Genomic DNA, 14,352 nt, shown 5'->3' with positions numbered 1-14,352 from the left:
CGATGTCTGATTACAAAGCTCCTTTGCGTGACATGCACTTCGTACTCAACGAGGTTTTCCAGGTGTCCCGGTTGTGGGCCAAATTGCCTGGCCTGGCCGAGGTGATCGATGAAGAAACGGCCGCCGCGATCCTCGAAGAAGCCGGCAAGATCAGCGCCGAAGTGATTGCACCGCTGAACCGCAGCAGCGATGAACAAGGCTGCACCTGGAGCAATGGCGCGGTGACGGCACCGGATGGTTTTGCCGCCGCCTACAAGGCTTTTGCCGAAGGTGGCTGGGTGGGCGTAGGTGGCGATCCGCGGTTCGGTGGCATGGGCATGCCCAAGGCCATTTCGGCTCAGGTCGAAGAGATGGTCAATTCGGCCAGCCTGTCCTTCGGCCTGTACCCGATGTTGACGGCCGGCGCGTGCCTGTCGATCAATGCTCACGCCAGCGAAGCACTGAAAGCCACCTACTTGCCGAACCTGTACGACGGCACCTGGACCGGCTCGATGTGCCTGACCGAAGCGCATGCCGGCACAGACCTGGGCCTGATTCGCACCCGTGCCGAACCTCAGGCCGACGGCAGTTTCAAGATCAGCGGCAGCAAGATATTCATCACCGGCGGTGAGCACGACCTGACCGAAAACATCATCCACCTGGTACTGGCGCGCTTGCCGGATGCACCGGCGGGACCGAAAGGCATTTCGCTGTTCCTGGTGCCCAAGGTGCTGGTCAATGCTGATGGCTCGCTGGGTGAGCGCAACTCGCTGTCCTGCGGTTCCATCGAGCACAAGATGGGCATCAAGGCCTCCGCCACGTGCGTGATGAACTTTGACGGCGCCACCGGCTGGATCGTCGACGCGCCGAACAAAGGGTTGGCGGCGATGTTCACCATGATGAATTACGAACGTCTGGGCGTGGGTATTCAGGGCCTGGCGCAAGGCGAACGCTCTTACCAGAACGCCGTCGAATACGCCCGTGACCGTCTGCAAAGCCGTTCGCCGAGGGGCGCGCAGAACAAGGACAAAGCCGCCGATCCGATCATCGTTCACCCGGATGTACGCCGGATGTTGTTGACCATGAAGGCCTTGAACGAAGGCGGGCGGGCGTTTTCCAGCTACGTGGCCCTGCAGCTGGATACCGCCAAGTACAGCGAAGACGAGTCAATCAGCAGTCGCGCCCAGGAACTGGTGTCGCTTCTGACCCCTGTGGCCAAGGCGTTCCTCACCGACATGGGGCTGGAAACCACCGTGCATGGCCAACAGATCTTCGGCGGCCATGGCTACATCCGCGAATGGGGCCAGGAGCAATTGGTTCGCGATGTGCGCATCACCCAGATCTACGAAGGCACCAACGGTATCCAGTCACTGGACCTGGCCGGGCGCAAAATCGTCGGCAGCGGCGGGGCGCTCTACCGGCTGTTCGCTTCGGAAATCCGCAACTTTACCGCCAATTCCTGCGCTGACCTCGGCGAGTTCACCAGACCGTTGAACGCCGCCGTCGACACCCTCGACGAACTGACCGCATGGTTGCTGGACCGAGCCCAGAGCAACCCGAATGAAATCGGCGCGGCTTCGGTCGAGTACCTGCACGTGTTCGGCTACACCGCGTACGCCTACATGTGGGCGCGAATGGCCAAAGCGGCCATGAGCACGCATTCCAAGGACGCGTTCTATGTCAGCAAACTGGTCACTGCACGCTTCTACTTCGCCCGTCTGCTGCCACGTATCCACTCGTTGAGCGCGTCGGCCAAGGCTGGCAGCGAATGCCTCTATAAATTGGATGCAGAGCAGTTCTGAGCCCACGTAAAAAAGGACCGGGAACCACAACCATGATGGCGACAAAAATAATTCCGCCCGCCGACGGCGCCTACGCCTATCCCTTGCTGATCAAGCAATTGTTGTTGTCCGGCGTGCGCTACGAGCCGGGCCGGGAAATCGTGTATGCCGACAAGCTGCGCTACAGCTACCAGACGCTCAACCAGCGGATACGCAAGCTGGCCAACGCCTTGACCGCTGCCGGCGTCAAGGCCGGGGACACGGTGGCCCTGCTTGACTGGGATAGCCATCGCTACCTGGAATGTTTCTTTGCCGTGCCGATGATCGGCGCGGTGCTGCACACCGTGAACATTCGTCTTTCGCCGGATCAGGTGCTCTTCACCATGAACCATGCCGAGGACGACCTGGTGCTCGTGCATGACGATTTCCTGCCTCTGGTTGAACAGATTCAGGGGCAGCTCAACACCGTCAAAGGTTACTTGCAGCTTACGGACGACACAGCCACTCCCACGTCGCTGCCGGTGCTGGGGGAATATGAAAACCTGTTGGCCGGGGCCGCAGACCAGTACGACTTTGCCGATTTCGATGAAAACTCGGTGGCGACCCTTTTCTACACCACGGGCACTACTGGCGACCCTAAAGGCGTGTATTTCACCCACCGCCAATTGGTCTTGCACACCTTGAATGCCGTGGGCACTTTGGGCGTCTACCAGGGGTTGCCGCTGCTGCGCTCCGATGATGTCTACATGCCGATCACACCGATGTTCCATGTGCACGCCTGGGGTGTGCCCTATGTCGCCACCCTGATGGGCATCAAGCAGGTGTACCCCGGCCGCTATGAGCCCAACAGTCTGGTCAGGCTGTATCGAGAGGAGAAGGTCACGTTCTCCCACTGTGTGCCGACCATTTTGCAAATGATCCTGAACTGCGAGGAAGCGCAGCGGACTCGTTTTGATGGCTGGAAAATGCTCCTGGGCGGCAGTGCGCTGACCTTGGGCATCGCCAGTGAAGCGAGTGCCAAAGGTATTCAGGTACACAGCGGTTACGGCATGTCGGAAACCTGCCCGCTGCTGTGCCTGACTTATCTGCGTGACGAAGACCTCGCACAATCCACGCAGGCCCAACTGGTTACCCGCATCAAGACTGGCACAACTGTGCCGATGGTCGACCTGAAAATCATCGATGCCAATGGCAATGAAGTTGCCCATGACGGAGAGTCCCTGGGCGAGATCGTGGTGCGCGCGCCTTGGCTGACCCAAGGCTATTTGAAGGAGCCCGAAAAGGGGGCAGAACTTTGGCACAACGGCTGGCTGCACACCGGCGACATGGCCTCCATTGACCCTTTGGGAGGGGTGGAAATCAAAGATCGAATCAAGGATGTCATCAAGACGGGCGGGGAGTGGATCAGCTCCCTGGAACTGGAAAGCCTGATCAGCGAACACCCGGCCGTCATGTCGGTCGCAGTCGTGGGCATTGCGGACGAGCAATGGGGCGAACGGCCGATGGCGCTGGTGGTATGCGAGCCTGGGCAATACCTCGACCGCAAGATGCTGGAGGTGCACCTGCAAGGGTTTGTCGAGCGTGGCCGTATCAATAAATGGGCGATCCCCAAGCGGTTCAGGTTCGTCGCCGAGATCCCTAAAACCAGCGTCGGGAAGATTAACAAGAAGCTCATCCGGGAAAGCGAATCGAGCTGAAAGGCGCGGCGGATGCCACGTCAACCCTGACCACTGATCGCGAGGTCCGCTGTTTCATATCCGTCAAAGGGGATCATGCATCCAGATGCTTGATCCCTTTTTTCGTTTCAGGTCTGTGTAAGCGTCGCGGCGATGTCGTTGAGTCTGTCGCAATAGCTCAAGGCAAATAGCCCGCAGCCTGGACGAGGTGATTGTCCTGCCCGGCAACGATGAGGTGCATTGGCACATGGGGTTGCTCATCAACAACGGAAGTGACCTCAAACCCACCCACTACCAGCGGCTGTCGCTCACACATTTCGGTCGACTCTCCCGCCAGTTTTTTCGCCATTTTCGCGTGGTTCGCTGCGATTTCGTTGAGAGTTGACACGTTACATCTCCGGGTAAAAGACCCAGCGCATGGCTGGCGTCCAAAATATTGATTTGATGGTTGTCGCGTCAGAATTACGTCGTTTCCGGGCGATTACGACCGGCGATTGCAATCCCTGCGCCAGAGGCTGTGGCAATTCTTTGTCGCGTCTACATTAGCGACGAATGGTGACATTTGGATGTGCTTGAATCGGGCGTAAACTGGCAGTGCTACTTCATCAGGAGGAGCCGGAGATGATTGCCGACCGAATGACCGCACAGACGTCCGCGGACAAAGCTGTCTGGGATCAATATTTTTGCGCTGCGCTGATTGCGGAAAGCAATCTGACGGCGCCGGTTGTAGGAGGGGCCACTCATGAGGACAGGCAGAATCTGTTGATTGAAAGAGCCAAGGCGCTCGCCGACAAAATGATGGATACGCGCCAGTGAACGGAAACACGTGCCTGTTCAATACCTCGGCCCAACCTTTTCAGGTTGGGCTTTTTCATGCGTGTCTCAACCCGACGTAAACCCAGTCCCGAACACGCCCGCGATCCGTAGGAGCCAGGCTTGCTGGCGAAGGCACCCGTGAAATCGCCATCGCCAGCAAGCCGGCTCCTACAGGTTTGGCGTGAACCCCAGTCCCGAATTCCCCCGCGATTTTGTAGGAGCCAGGCTTGCCGGCGAAGGCGCCCGCCAGATCGCCATCGCCAGCAAGCTGGCTCCTACAGGTTTGGCGTGCCCCCCAATCCCGAATCCTCCCGCGATTTTGTAGGAGCCGGCTTGCCGGCGATGGCGTCCGTGAGATCGCCATCGCCAGCAAGCCGGCTCCTACAGGTTTGGCGTGCCCCCCCAATCCCGAATCCTCCCTCGATCCGTAGGAGCCGGCTTGCTGGCGATAGCGCCCGCCAGACCGCCATCGCCGGCAAGCCTGGCTCCTACAGGTTTGGTGTGAACCCCCAATCCCGAACACACCCCCGATCCGTAGGAGCCCGGCTTGCCGGCGATGGCGTCCGTGAGATCGCCATCGCCAGCAAGCCGGGCTCCTACAGATTTGGCGTGCGCTGCAAATGCGGGCAAGGTCTTATATTTCTAAAAGATATAAATAGATAATTATATATTCCTTTTAATGTCGTTTCGGGAAGTGCACTTTGGGCGCCTGCACATCCGTTCGGATGCGTTCGATATCACACAGGAAGCCGCATCATGACCATCAAAGCGATCAACGTTCGCAACCAGTTCAAGGGTGTCATCAAGGAAATCGTCGAAGGCGAAGTGGTCTCGGAAATCGATGTGCAAACCGCATCCGGGATCGTCACCTCGGTGATTACCACCCGCTCAGTGCGCGACCTCGAATTGAGGGTGGGCAGCGAAGTCATCGCCTTTGTCAAATCCACCGAGGTCTCGATTGCCAAGCTCTGAATCGACGTTCAAGAAAACGACAGGCCCTGGCTCGCGCGGATCAGGTCATAGGCCTTGCGCGCGATCAGGTTGGCGGTGTTAGGCCGGATCCACAGGTAGTAAGTGACGTCCGGCAGTCGCGGCAATCCATCATTTTCACCCAGCACACGCATGTCCGGGCCGAGCATTTCCATGCTTCGGGGGGTGACCCCCAGCCCCGCGCGCGTCGCCGCTTTAATGCCGATCAGGTTCGACGCCAGGTACGCCTGACGCCAGGGAATGTTCGCGCGTTCCAGCGCTTCCAACGCATAGCGCCGATAGATGCTTGGCTCATCCACGAGAATCAGCGGCAAGGGTTCGCCGGGGTTGTGCAGGTATTGCGCCGAGCAGATCCACCACACCGGCGAAGTACGCAAGGCAAAGCCTTCGAGGTTCGGGTCTTCGCGAGTGGAAATCACCATGTCGACCTTGCCCCGGTGCAGGTCTTCCATCAGGAACGGGCTGCGACCGACGTCGATCTCCAAACGCAAGCGCGGGGCTGAGCGAGCGATGTGGCTGAGGATCGGCGGCAGGATCGTGTCGGCGATGTCATGGGGCGAGCCGATGCGCAACACGCCGCTCAAGCTGCTTTCACGCAGGGAACTCAAGGCCTCGTCATTAAGCGAGAGCATCTGCCTTGCGTGGCGCAGCAACTGCAGCCCGGCTTCCGTCAGTTGTTTTTGCCGCCCGCGTTTCTCGAACAGATTCACCCCGACCTGTTGTTCCAGGCGTTGCATGTGTTGGGTGACCGACGATTGCGTGCGGTCCAGTTGCGCGCCGGCCTCGGCAAAACTGTGGTGATCCACCACCGCGATGAAAGTGCGCAGCAATTCGAGATCAAGCGTGGGCAGGGTCGACATGGGCGTTTCCAGGGCTGTTTTTACATCACGAGTTTAAACATAAACATAAAGAACGTTTATGTGTTTTTGCTGAGTTATTTAGAGATATAGGGTTAATGCTAAGTAAATGCTGGGGTTGTAGCCATTTCGGTATTCAGGCTTAAACGCCAAGTTATAACGATATTAGATATTTGAATTTCCGTTACGCCAACGCTGTACCTAGGATCCCCCACATCAGGTCGGGGGACGCCGATCATCCATGAGGGGGAAAACCATGTTGTTCGAGCGCACACCTGTAAAACGAATATTGCCTGTGATGTTGGGCGCCCTGGTCTCACTGGCTGCCAGCACGGCTGCCCAGGCTGACGCGACGCTGGACAAGATCGAGCAGCGTCATGCGCTGGCGGTCGGCGTGCTGTTGTCGGGCGGCCCGTTTGGCGGGATTGATCCGGCCACCCAGAAGCCACGCGGCTTGAACGTCGAACTCGCTCAGGAACTGGGTCGCCAGTTGGGCGCTGAAGTGGAGCTGGTGCCCGTCTTGCCGGCCAACCGCGTGCAATTTTTGCAGCAGGGCAAAGTCGATTTGCTGATCGCCAACATGGAATGGACGGCGGAGCGCGGTGAGATTCTCGGTTTTGTGCCGACGCCGTTTTACCGGGTCGGGGGCACCGCTGCGGTGCTCAAGGACAGCAAGATCAGCCGTTGGGAAGACCTCAAGGGCCAGCCGGTCTGCACCTCGCAAGGCAGCAGCTACGTCAAGCCGCTCACCGAGTTGGGCGTCGAGATCAAAGCCTTCAAGAGCTCGTCGGAATCCTTGCTGGCGTTGCGCGGCAATAACTGCGTCGCCGCAGTGCACGACGCCACGCTGGTCAATCCGTTGATCGCCGACAGTGCCGAATGGAAAGACTACCGGGCGATCACCCCGGAACTGAACCCGGCGCCTTCGGTGATCTGGACCCGTCGTGGCGAAAGCGACACCCAGGCCAGGCTCGACCCGATCGTCAAGGAACTGCACCGCAGCGGCTGGCTGATCGAGGCGCAGACCCGCAACCGCATCACGCCCGCGTCACCGGCGCTGGTCGAGTTGCAAAAGAAGTTTCAGGCCAACGGCGCCTGATTCACCTCATCGTCTTCACTACGCCGGCGCATTGCGCGACGGCTGTTCAAGGTAGTCGCGCATGAATCGCTATTTTTCCGTAAAAAACCTGTCCTCGCTGTGCCTGGCCGGCGCTGTCGTGTTGGGCGCGAGCCTGGCTCAAGCCGATGCCACGCTGGACAAGATCGAGCAGCGCCACGCCATCAGTGTCGGGGTGATTCTCAGCGGGCCGCCGTTCGGCACCATCGACCCGAAGACGGGCGAGCACCTGGGCTACAACGTCGAACTGGCCAAAGGCGTTGCCAAGGCCTTGGGCGTCGAAGCCAACACCGTCTCGGTCCTGGCGCCGAATCGCGTGCAGTTTTTGCAGCAGGGCAAGGTCGACATCCTGATCGCCAACATGCAGTTCACCGACGAGCGCGCCGAGATCCTCGATTACGTGCCCACGCCTTATGAAGAGGTGGGCGGCGCGGCGTTGATTCGCAAAGGCTCGGGCATTACCCAATGGGCCGACCTCAAGGGCAAGCCGGTGTGCGTGTCCCAGGGCAGCAACTTCATCAAGCCGTTGCAGGAAACCTACGGCGCCGAGATCAAAGCGTTCCGCAGCCAGTCCGAGTCGTTGTTGTCGCTACGCGGCAATGGCTGCGTGGCGGCGGTGCATGTCAGCCCGACCATGCATGCGTTGTTGAGCGATGCCGAGTGGGCCGGTTATGAAATCCCGCTGCCGGGTGATTTGATCCCCTCCAACTCGGTGATCTGGTTGCGCAAAGGCGAGCACGATACCCAGGCGAAACTCGATGCGATCGTGCGCGACTGGCACCGCAGTGGCTGGCTGATCGAACTGGGCGAACGCACCGGCATGGCGCCGTCTCAGGCCCTGCGTGACTTGCACGAAAAATATCGCAACGCCGCGCCGCTGGCGGTGCTTCCGTGAGTCTGTTCGCAGACTTGCAGCAACTGCTCGGCGCCAGCCATGTGCAGAGCAGCGAAGAGGCCGCGCCGTACCTGACCGATAAACAGGGCCGTTACGTCGGCCAGGTCATTGCCGCCGTGCACCCGGCCAATACCGAAGAGGTCGCGGCAGTGGTCCGCGCCTGCGTGGCCACCGATACACCCGTGGTGGTGCAGGGCGGCAACACTGGCCTGATGGGCGGCGCCACCCCGGACGCCAGCGGCCATGCGGTGTTGCTGTTGCTGGATCGCCTGAACCGGGTGCGCGCCGTAGACACCGACAACGACACGCTGACCGTCGAAGCCGGCTGCATTCTGCAAAACGTGCAGGACGTCGCCCGTGAGGCCGGTCGCTTGTTTCCTCTGAGTCTGGGCGCCGAAGGCAGTTGCACGATTGGCGGCAACCTCGGCACCAACGCCGGCGGCACCGCCGTGTTGCGCTACGGCAATACCCGCGAGCTGACGCTGGGGCTGGAAGTGGTGACCGCCGAGGGGGAAATCTGGAATGGCCTGCGTGGTCTGCGCAAGGACAACACCGGTTATGACCTGCGCGACCTGTACATCGGCAGCGAAGGCACCCTCGGCATTATCACCGCCGCCACGCTGAAACTGTTCCCGCTGCCCAAGGCGCAAGCCACAGCGTTGCTGGCCTTCGACTCGCTGGCGCAGGCGGTGCAATTCCTGTCCCATGCCCGCGCCGGGTTTGGCGCCAGCCTCACGGCTTTCGAACTGCTCAGTGCCGATTGCCTGGCGCTGCTGCGCGAGCAATTTCCCGAGGGACCACAACCTTTTCTCGGTGTCAGCCAACCCTGGTTCGCGTTGCTGGAACTCTCGGATAACCACAGCGAAGCTCACGCCCGCGACGCCTTTGAAGTGGTGCTCGGCGATGCGTTCGAAAAGGATTTGCTGGCCAATGCGCTGATCGCCGAAAGCCTCGCACAAAGTGAAGCGCTGTGGCTGTTGCGCGAAAACATGAGCGAGGCGCAGAAACGTGCCGGCCGCAACATGAAGCACGACATCTCGGTGCCGATTTCCCAGGTCGTGGCGTTCGTCAGCCACACCGATGCGCTGTTGCAGGCGCACTTTCCCGGTGTCCGGCATTTCACCTTCGGCCATCTGGGCGACGGCAACCTGCATTACAACGTCGCTCATCCGCTGGATTCGACGGTGGATGCGCACATGGCGAACTACGCGGCGCTCAGCCTGCTGGTTCACGACAGCGCCCATGCCCACGGCGGCTCGATCAGCGCCGAACACGGCATCGGCCAACGCAAGCTGGGCCTGCTGGATCGCTACAAAAGCCCGGTGGAGCTGGATCTGATGCGGCGCATCAAGCAAGCGCTGGACCCGAAAAGCCTGCTCAATCCGGGCAAGGTCGTGGAGGTTGCCCAGCCATGACGCTAAAACTTTCCAGGCGTGTGCAGCGTGTGTCCTTGTCGGCCAACGCCGCCGCCAAATCCCGCGCTACCGAATTGCGCGAAGCCGGTCGCGACATTCTCGACCTGACCACCGGCGAGCCGGATTTCGATACCCCCGAACACATCAAGCAGGCGGCGTATGCCGCCATCGCCGCCGGTGCCACCAAGTACACGCCGACGCCGGGCGTGAAGGCTTTGCGACTTGCCGTGCAACGCAAGCTCCAGCGCGAAAACGCACTGGAGTATTCGCTGCCCTCCATCGTGATTGCCAACGGTGCCAAGCAAATCATCTTTAACGCCTTTGCCGCGACCCTCGACGAAGGCGATGAAGTGCTGGTGCCCACGCCGTACTGGCCGTCGTTTCCGGACAGCGTGCGTTTCAACGGTGGCGAGCCGGTATTTATCGAATGCGGTCTGGAGCAGGGCTGCAAGCTGACAGCCGCGCAACTGGAGCAACACATCGGCGAGCGCACGCGCTGGTTGATCCTCAACGGCCCCGGCAATCCCAGCGGCGCGGTTTACAGCGTGGCCGAGTTGCAGGCGCTCGCCGAGGTGCTGCGCCGTCATCCGCAGGTGTTGATCCTGCTGGATGAACTCTATGAGCACATTCGTTTCGACGGTCAGCCGCCGCAGAGCCTGCTCAATGTCGCGCCGGATCTGCAAGCGCGCTGCCTGTTGGTCGGCGGTGTGTCCAAGACCTACGCAATGACGGGGTGGCGCATCGGTTTCGGTGCCGGGCCACAACTGTTGACCAGCGCAATGGCGGTCGTGCAGTCGCAATCGACTTCCGGGGCTTCCTCGGTGGGGCAAGCGGCCGCATTGGTGGCCTTTGACGGAGGACTGGATTTCCTGCCCGAGCACGTTGCGGCTTATCAACTGAGAAGGGATGTGTTAGTGAGCACGTTGCGCGACGTAGACGGTCTCGAAGTGCTTGAGCCTCAGGGCGGTTTCTTTGTGTTCGTACGCTGCGCCGGGTTACTGGGGCGTTATCGCCCTGACGGCGTCCGTTTGAACAGCGACGCCGACGTCGTCGCGTATTTGCTGGAGCAGGGTGTGGCTGGGGTGGCAGGCAGTGCTTATGGTTTGTCGCCGTGGTTTCGCCTGTCCATCGCCACCGCGACCGACAGCGTGGCTGAAGCCGGACGCCGGATTGCCCGGGCCTGCGCGCAACTGCGGGGTACGGCATGAGTCACTGGCTGGAGCTTTTCGTCCACTGGAGCGCCGGGTTCGGCCTGAACTACAGCTTTCTGCTGGACGCCTACCAACGCGGCACCCTGGTGCAGGGCGCGCTGACCACGGTGCTGTTGTGCCTGTTCACCATCGTCGGCAGTTTGCTCGCCGGCGTGGGATTGGCGGCGATGCTGACGTCGGGCAAGCCGTGGCTGGCGAAACCGGCGCGGGTGTTCGTCGAAGTCACCCGCAACACGCCGACGCTGGTGCAACTGTATTGCGCCTTCCTGGTGCTGAACATGTTGCTGACCCAGGCCGTTGGCGCGGCGAACCCGCTGACGCCGTTCGCCTGGGTGGTGATCGTGATCTCGCTGCACAAGGGCGCATTCCATGCCGAAGCCTTGCGAGCCGGCATCGAGGCGGTGCCGGGCGTGACGCTGGAAGCGGCCAGTTCCCTGGCGTTCAACGCTCGGCAGTTGTTGTGGAACGTGCAACTGCCGCTGGCCTTGCGCTTCGCCTTGCCATCGCTGATCAACAACCTGATCGACCTGGTGAAAATGACCGCCGTCGCCTCGGCGATTGCCGTGGGCGATATCACCTACGCGTCGATCATGATCTGGACCCAGAGCGATAACGTGCTGGAACTGATGATCCTGATTCTGAGCTTTTTCGGTCTGCTGAGTTTTATCGTCAATTGTGTGGGGCGCTACCTTGAAGCGCGCCTGAGGATGCCCGGCTATGGCCATTGAATCGTCCGTCACCGCGCCGGTGACCTGGCCACGGCGGCACGTCGGCAAATTGTTGCTGCTGATCTGCGTTGTGCTCGGGTTGCTGTGGTTGGCCCCGCAAAGCCCGGTGCTGAAGGCGCTGCTGCAATGGTCGCCAGCCCTGGCCGTGGGCTTCGGGCAAAACATTCTGATCAGTCTGGTCGCCATCGCGCTGGGGTCGGTGCTGGGGTTGCTGGTGGGTGCACTGGCGTTGTCGCCGCTGCGTCTGCTGCGTTTCCCGGCACGGATCTGGGTGCAGATTTTCCGCAACGCGCCGTGGCTGGTGCTGATCTATTTCACCACCTATGTGTTCCCGTTCGAAATCAAGATCGGCAGCGCCTACGTCTCGTTCCCCGACTGGGTCAAGGTCACGATTGGCCTGGCCTTGCCGGCAAGTGCCAACGTCGCGGAAATCTTCCGTGGCGCCATCGCTTCGATCCCGAGCACGCAGTGGGAAGCGGCCCGTTCGCTGGCGTTCACGCGTGGGCAGATTTTCCGCTCGATCATCCTGCCGCAGTGCTTCAAACGCATGTTGCCGCCGTGGATGAACCTGTATGCGGTGATCACCATGGGCACGGCGCTGGCCTCGCTGGTGGGTGTGCATGACGTGATCGACACCGCGCAGATCGCCAGCAACACCGTGAACATGACCGGCTTCACCGTGGTGATTTACCTGAGCCTGCTGGTGCTGTTCTTCGCTTATTGCTACCCGATTTCCCGTCTCACCCAACGCCTGGAGCGACGTTATGCCTTCTACTGAAACCGTCGCCGAGCCTCTGGTCAGCCTGCGCGATCTGCACCTGTCGTTCGCCAATAATCCGGTGCTCAAAGGCATCGACCTCGACGTTCATCGTGGGCAGGCGGTGTCGATCATCGGCCCGTCCGGTTCAGGTAAATCGACCATCCTGCGCTGCATCACCGGGTTGTTGCAGCCCCAGCGCGGCAGCATCCGCGTCGGCACCACCGAGGTGCACACGCTGGCACAGGAAGCCCAGCGCATCGAGTTGCGCAAGCGCGTGGGGTTTGTCTTTCAGCAGTACAACCTGTTCCCGCATTTGTCGGTGCTGGAAAACCTGGTGATTGCGCCGCGCAAGGTGTTGGGGCGCAGCCGTGCCGAGGCCGAAAAAGAAGCGCGTGCCTTGCTGGCGAAAGTGCGCATGGAGCACAAGGCCGATGCCTATCCGGGGCAACTGTCCGGCGGCCAGCAGCAGCGGGTAGCGATTGCCCGGGCGCTGGCGATGCGCCCGGAATTGATCCTGTTCGATGAAGTGACCTCGGCCCTTGACCCGGAAACCGTCGGCGAAGTGCTGACGGTGATTCGCGAGCTGACCGAAGAGGGCATGACCTGCGTGCTGGTCACCCACGAGATGCGCTTCGCCGAAGAGATCAGCGACATCGTCTACTTCACCGAAAACGGCGTGATCGTCGAGCACGGCAGCGCCGCACAGATTTTCCAGCACCCGAGCAGCGAGCGCACCCCGGAATTCCTGCGCCATGCCTTGGGTGATCCGGGACGCCGTCCCGCCGTTGCCAACGATCCGTATCTGCTGACCAACCTGGGTCGCTACAGCCTGTCCGTCTAATACTGAGGAGCCTGTCCATGAGTACCGAAAACCGTGCCGCCGTCATCGAGGATTTCCTGAAGAAAATCCGCGTCATCAACCAACGTGGCGTCGACCGCGCCGCGCTGGTGGAGATCGTCTCCCTGCTCGAAGCTCTGGCCGAGCGCCGCGATCTGTTCAATTTCGACGCGTTTCCCGCGCCAGTGCCGGGGCAGGGCAGCACCGCGTTTCGCTATCGTCTGAATGACGACGGCGACACGCCGACGCTGTACCTGAACTCGTTGTTGCCGGGCAAAAGCACGCTCCCGCACAACCATGAAACCTGGGCGATCATCAGCGCCGTCGAAGGCCAGGAGATCAACTACGTCTATGGTCGTGATGACGAGGGCCGCGAGCCGGGTTTCACCACCTTGCATCTGCAAAAGGAAGTGATCGTGCAACCCGGCACGTCGATTTCGTTTCTCGGTGAGGACCTGCACGGCATTCGCGTTGAAGGCGAGAGTGCGACCTTGCATTTCCATCTCTACGGCTTGCCGCTGGAATCCCTCAACGGCCGTTATGGCGTCGAAGCGGACGGGCGCATTCTCAATTACAACGCGTCGCAAATGGCGCCGTCGATCAAGGCCTACGCATGATCGATTTGTACTACTGGCCGACCGGCAACGGTTTGAAGATCGGCATCCTGCTTGAAGAACTCGGGCTTGAGTACCGGGTGGTGCCGATCAACATCCGCGAGGGCGAGCAGAAACAGGCGGCTTTCCAGCGGATCAGCGCCAATGGACGGATCCCGGCGATTGTCGACCATGCACCCGAGGGTTTGAGCGAACTGCTGAACCTGTTCGAATCCGGCGCCATTCTCAATTACCTGGCCGACAAGGCCGGGCGTTTTCTGCCCGCTGCCGGCAGCGTCGAGCGGCAGAAAGTCCAGGAGTGGCTGTTCTGGCAGGTGGGGCATATCACGCCGTACCTGAGTCAGTTGCAGGTGTTCAAGGAGAAGGCGCCGCAGCCGATTCCGTTCGCCCTCGACCTGCTCAATGCCGAAGCGACGCGGCTGTATCGGGTGCTGGATACGCGTCTGGCTGACGTGCCGTATGTGGCGGGCGAGTACTCCATTGCCGACATGGCGATTTTCCCGTGGATCCAGCCGCAACGTCAGGGCCAGGACCTGGCGGACTACCCGCACATTCACGCCTGGCGCGAACGCCTCAAGGCACGGCCGGCGATTCAACGTGCGTATGCGAAGGGCCGCGACGTGGCGGCCAATGAGCGCTCTCTGGCGCTTCAATAATTTCTTTTTCAAGCGGGAC

15 protein-coding genes are annotated in these 14,352 nt (G+C 60.7%); 13 read left to right on the top strand and 2 right to left on the bottom strand.

The window, feature by feature from the left end; translation table 11 throughout:
- Positions 1-2 precede the first annotated feature (2 nt).
- Together KGB24_RS03320 and KGB24_RS03315 are read left to right on the top strand one after the other, a co-directional pair.
- Entirely contained in the window at positions 3-1,781 is a 1,779-nt protein-coding gene (locus tag KGB24_RS03320; protein ID WP_008032816.1) for an acyl-CoA dehydrogenase C-terminal domain-containing protein, read from the top strand.
- Positions 1,782-1,813: 32 nt separating this feature from the next.
- The gene (locus KGB24_RS03315; RefSeq protein WP_223413847.1) at positions 1,814-3,457 is read left to right on the top strand and encodes a fatty acid--CoA ligase; all 1,644 of its coding nucleotides are present in this window, start codon (positions 1,814-1,816) and stop codon (positions 3,455-3,457) included.
- 157 nt (positions 3,458-3,614) lie between these two features.
- Here the strand turns inward: KGB24_RS03315 and KGB24_RS03310 are convergent, their stop codons facing one another.
- The gene (locus KGB24_RS03310) at positions 3,615-3,824 is read right to left on the bottom strand and encodes a hypothetical protein (protein WP_008032820.1); all 210 of its coding nucleotides are present in this window, start codon (positions 3,822-3,824) and stop codon (positions 3,615-3,617) included.
- A 233-nt stretch (positions 3,825-4,057) separates the two neighbouring features.
- On the opposite strand from KGB24_RS03310, the gene KGB24_RS03305 reads away from it, so the two are divergent.
- Together KGB24_RS03305 and KGB24_RS03300 are read left to right on the top strand one after the other, a co-directional pair.
- The gene (locus tag KGB24_RS03305) at positions 4,058-4,252 is read left to right on the top strand and encodes a hypothetical protein (RefSeq protein WP_008032821.1); all 195 of its coding nucleotides are present in this window, start codon (positions 4,058-4,060) and stop codon (positions 4,250-4,252) included.
- Positions 4,253-5,008: 756 nt separating this feature from the next.
- Positions 5,009-5,224 (top strand): molybdopterin-binding protein, encoded by a 216-nt coding sequence (locus KGB24_RS03300; RefSeq protein WP_008032823.1) that lies wholly within the window; start codon positions 5,009-5,011, stop codon positions 5,222-5,224.
- 8 nt (positions 5,225-5,232) lie between these two features.
- On the opposite strand, the gene KGB24_RS03295 is transcribed toward KGB24_RS03300, so the two are convergent.
- Positions 5,233-6,102, bottom strand: a complete 870-nt coding sequence (locus tag KGB24_RS03295) for a LysR substrate-binding domain-containing protein (protein WP_008032824.1) — start codon at positions 6,100-6,102, stop codon at positions 5,233-5,235.
- 253 nt (positions 6,103-6,355) lie between these two features.
- Between KGB24_RS03295 and KGB24_RS03290 the strand changes: the two genes are divergently transcribed.
- The 9 genes from KGB24_RS03290 to KGB24_RS03250 all read left to right on the top strand — a co-directional run bounded on the left by KGB24_RS03290 (position 6,356) and on the right by KGB24_RS03250 (position 14,333).
- Entirely contained in the window at positions 6,356-7,198 is an 843-nt protein-coding gene (locus KGB24_RS03290) for a transporter substrate-binding domain-containing protein (protein ID WP_008032825.1), read from the top strand.
- 61 nt (positions 7,199-7,259) lie between these two features.
- Positions 7,260-8,111, top strand: a complete 852-nt coding sequence (locus KGB24_RS03285) for a transporter substrate-binding domain-containing protein (protein WP_008041180.1) — start codon at positions 7,260-7,262, stop codon at positions 8,109-8,111.
- Positions 8,108-9,526: an FAD-binding oxidoreductase gene (locus KGB24_RS03280; RefSeq protein ID WP_223413849.1), complete on the top strand. Its 1,419-nt coding sequence runs from the start codon at positions 8,108-8,110 to the stop codon at positions 9,524-9,526. The genes KGB24_RS03285 and KGB24_RS03280 overlap by 4 nt, the downstream gene beginning before the upstream one ends.
- A complete protein-coding gene (locus tag KGB24_RS03275; RefSeq protein WP_223413850.1) occupies positions 9,523-10,734 on the top strand; it encodes an aminotransferase class I/II-fold pyridoxal phosphate-dependent enzyme in 1,212 nt (403 codons plus the stop codon). Before KGB24_RS03280 ends, KGB24_RS03275 begins: the two co-directional genes overlap by 4 nt.
- The gene (locus tag KGB24_RS03270; protein ID WP_008032829.1) at positions 10,731-11,465 is read left to right on the top strand and encodes an amino acid ABC transporter permease; all 735 of its coding nucleotides are present in this window, start codon (positions 10,731-10,733) and stop codon (positions 11,463-11,465) included. Before KGB24_RS03275 ends, KGB24_RS03270 begins: the two co-directional genes overlap by 4 nt.
- Positions 11,455-12,243, top strand: a complete 789-nt coding sequence (locus KGB24_RS03265) for an amino acid ABC transporter permease (RefSeq protein WP_223413851.1) — start codon at positions 11,455-11,457, stop codon at positions 12,241-12,243. Before KGB24_RS03270 ends, KGB24_RS03265 begins: the two co-directional genes overlap by 11 nt.
- Positions 12,230-13,066 carry an amino acid ABC transporter ATP-binding protein gene (locus tag KGB24_RS03260; RefSeq protein ID WP_223413852.1) on the top strand — a complete coding sequence of 279 codons (837 nt, stop codon included), beginning with the start codon at positions 12,230-12,232 and terminating at the stop codon, positions 13,064-13,066. Before KGB24_RS03265 ends, KGB24_RS03260 begins: the two co-directional genes overlap by 14 nt.
- Before the next feature lie 17 nt (positions 13,067-13,083).
- Complete coding sequence (locus KGB24_RS03255; RefSeq protein WP_008032837.1) at positions 13,084-13,680, top strand: hypothetical protein; 597 nt, start codon at positions 13,084-13,086, stop codon at positions 13,678-13,680.
- Positions 13,677-14,333 (top strand): glutathione S-transferase N-terminal domain-containing protein, encoded by a 657-nt coding sequence (locus tag KGB24_RS03250; protein WP_223413853.1) that lies wholly within the window; start codon positions 13,677-13,679, stop codon positions 14,331-14,333. The genes KGB24_RS03255 and KGB24_RS03250 overlap by 4 nt, the downstream gene beginning before the upstream one ends.
- Positions 14,334-14,352: the final 19 nt, after the last annotated feature.

Source organism: Pseudomonas sp. BF-RE-25, from assembly GCF_019956105.1.
In the GTDB taxonomy this organism is placed as follows: Bacteria; Pseudomonadota; Gammaproteobacteria; order Pseudomonadales; family Pseudomonadaceae; genus Aquipseudomonas; species Aquipseudomonas migulae.
This window is presented reverse-complemented; position numbering and strand designations above follow the sequence as displayed.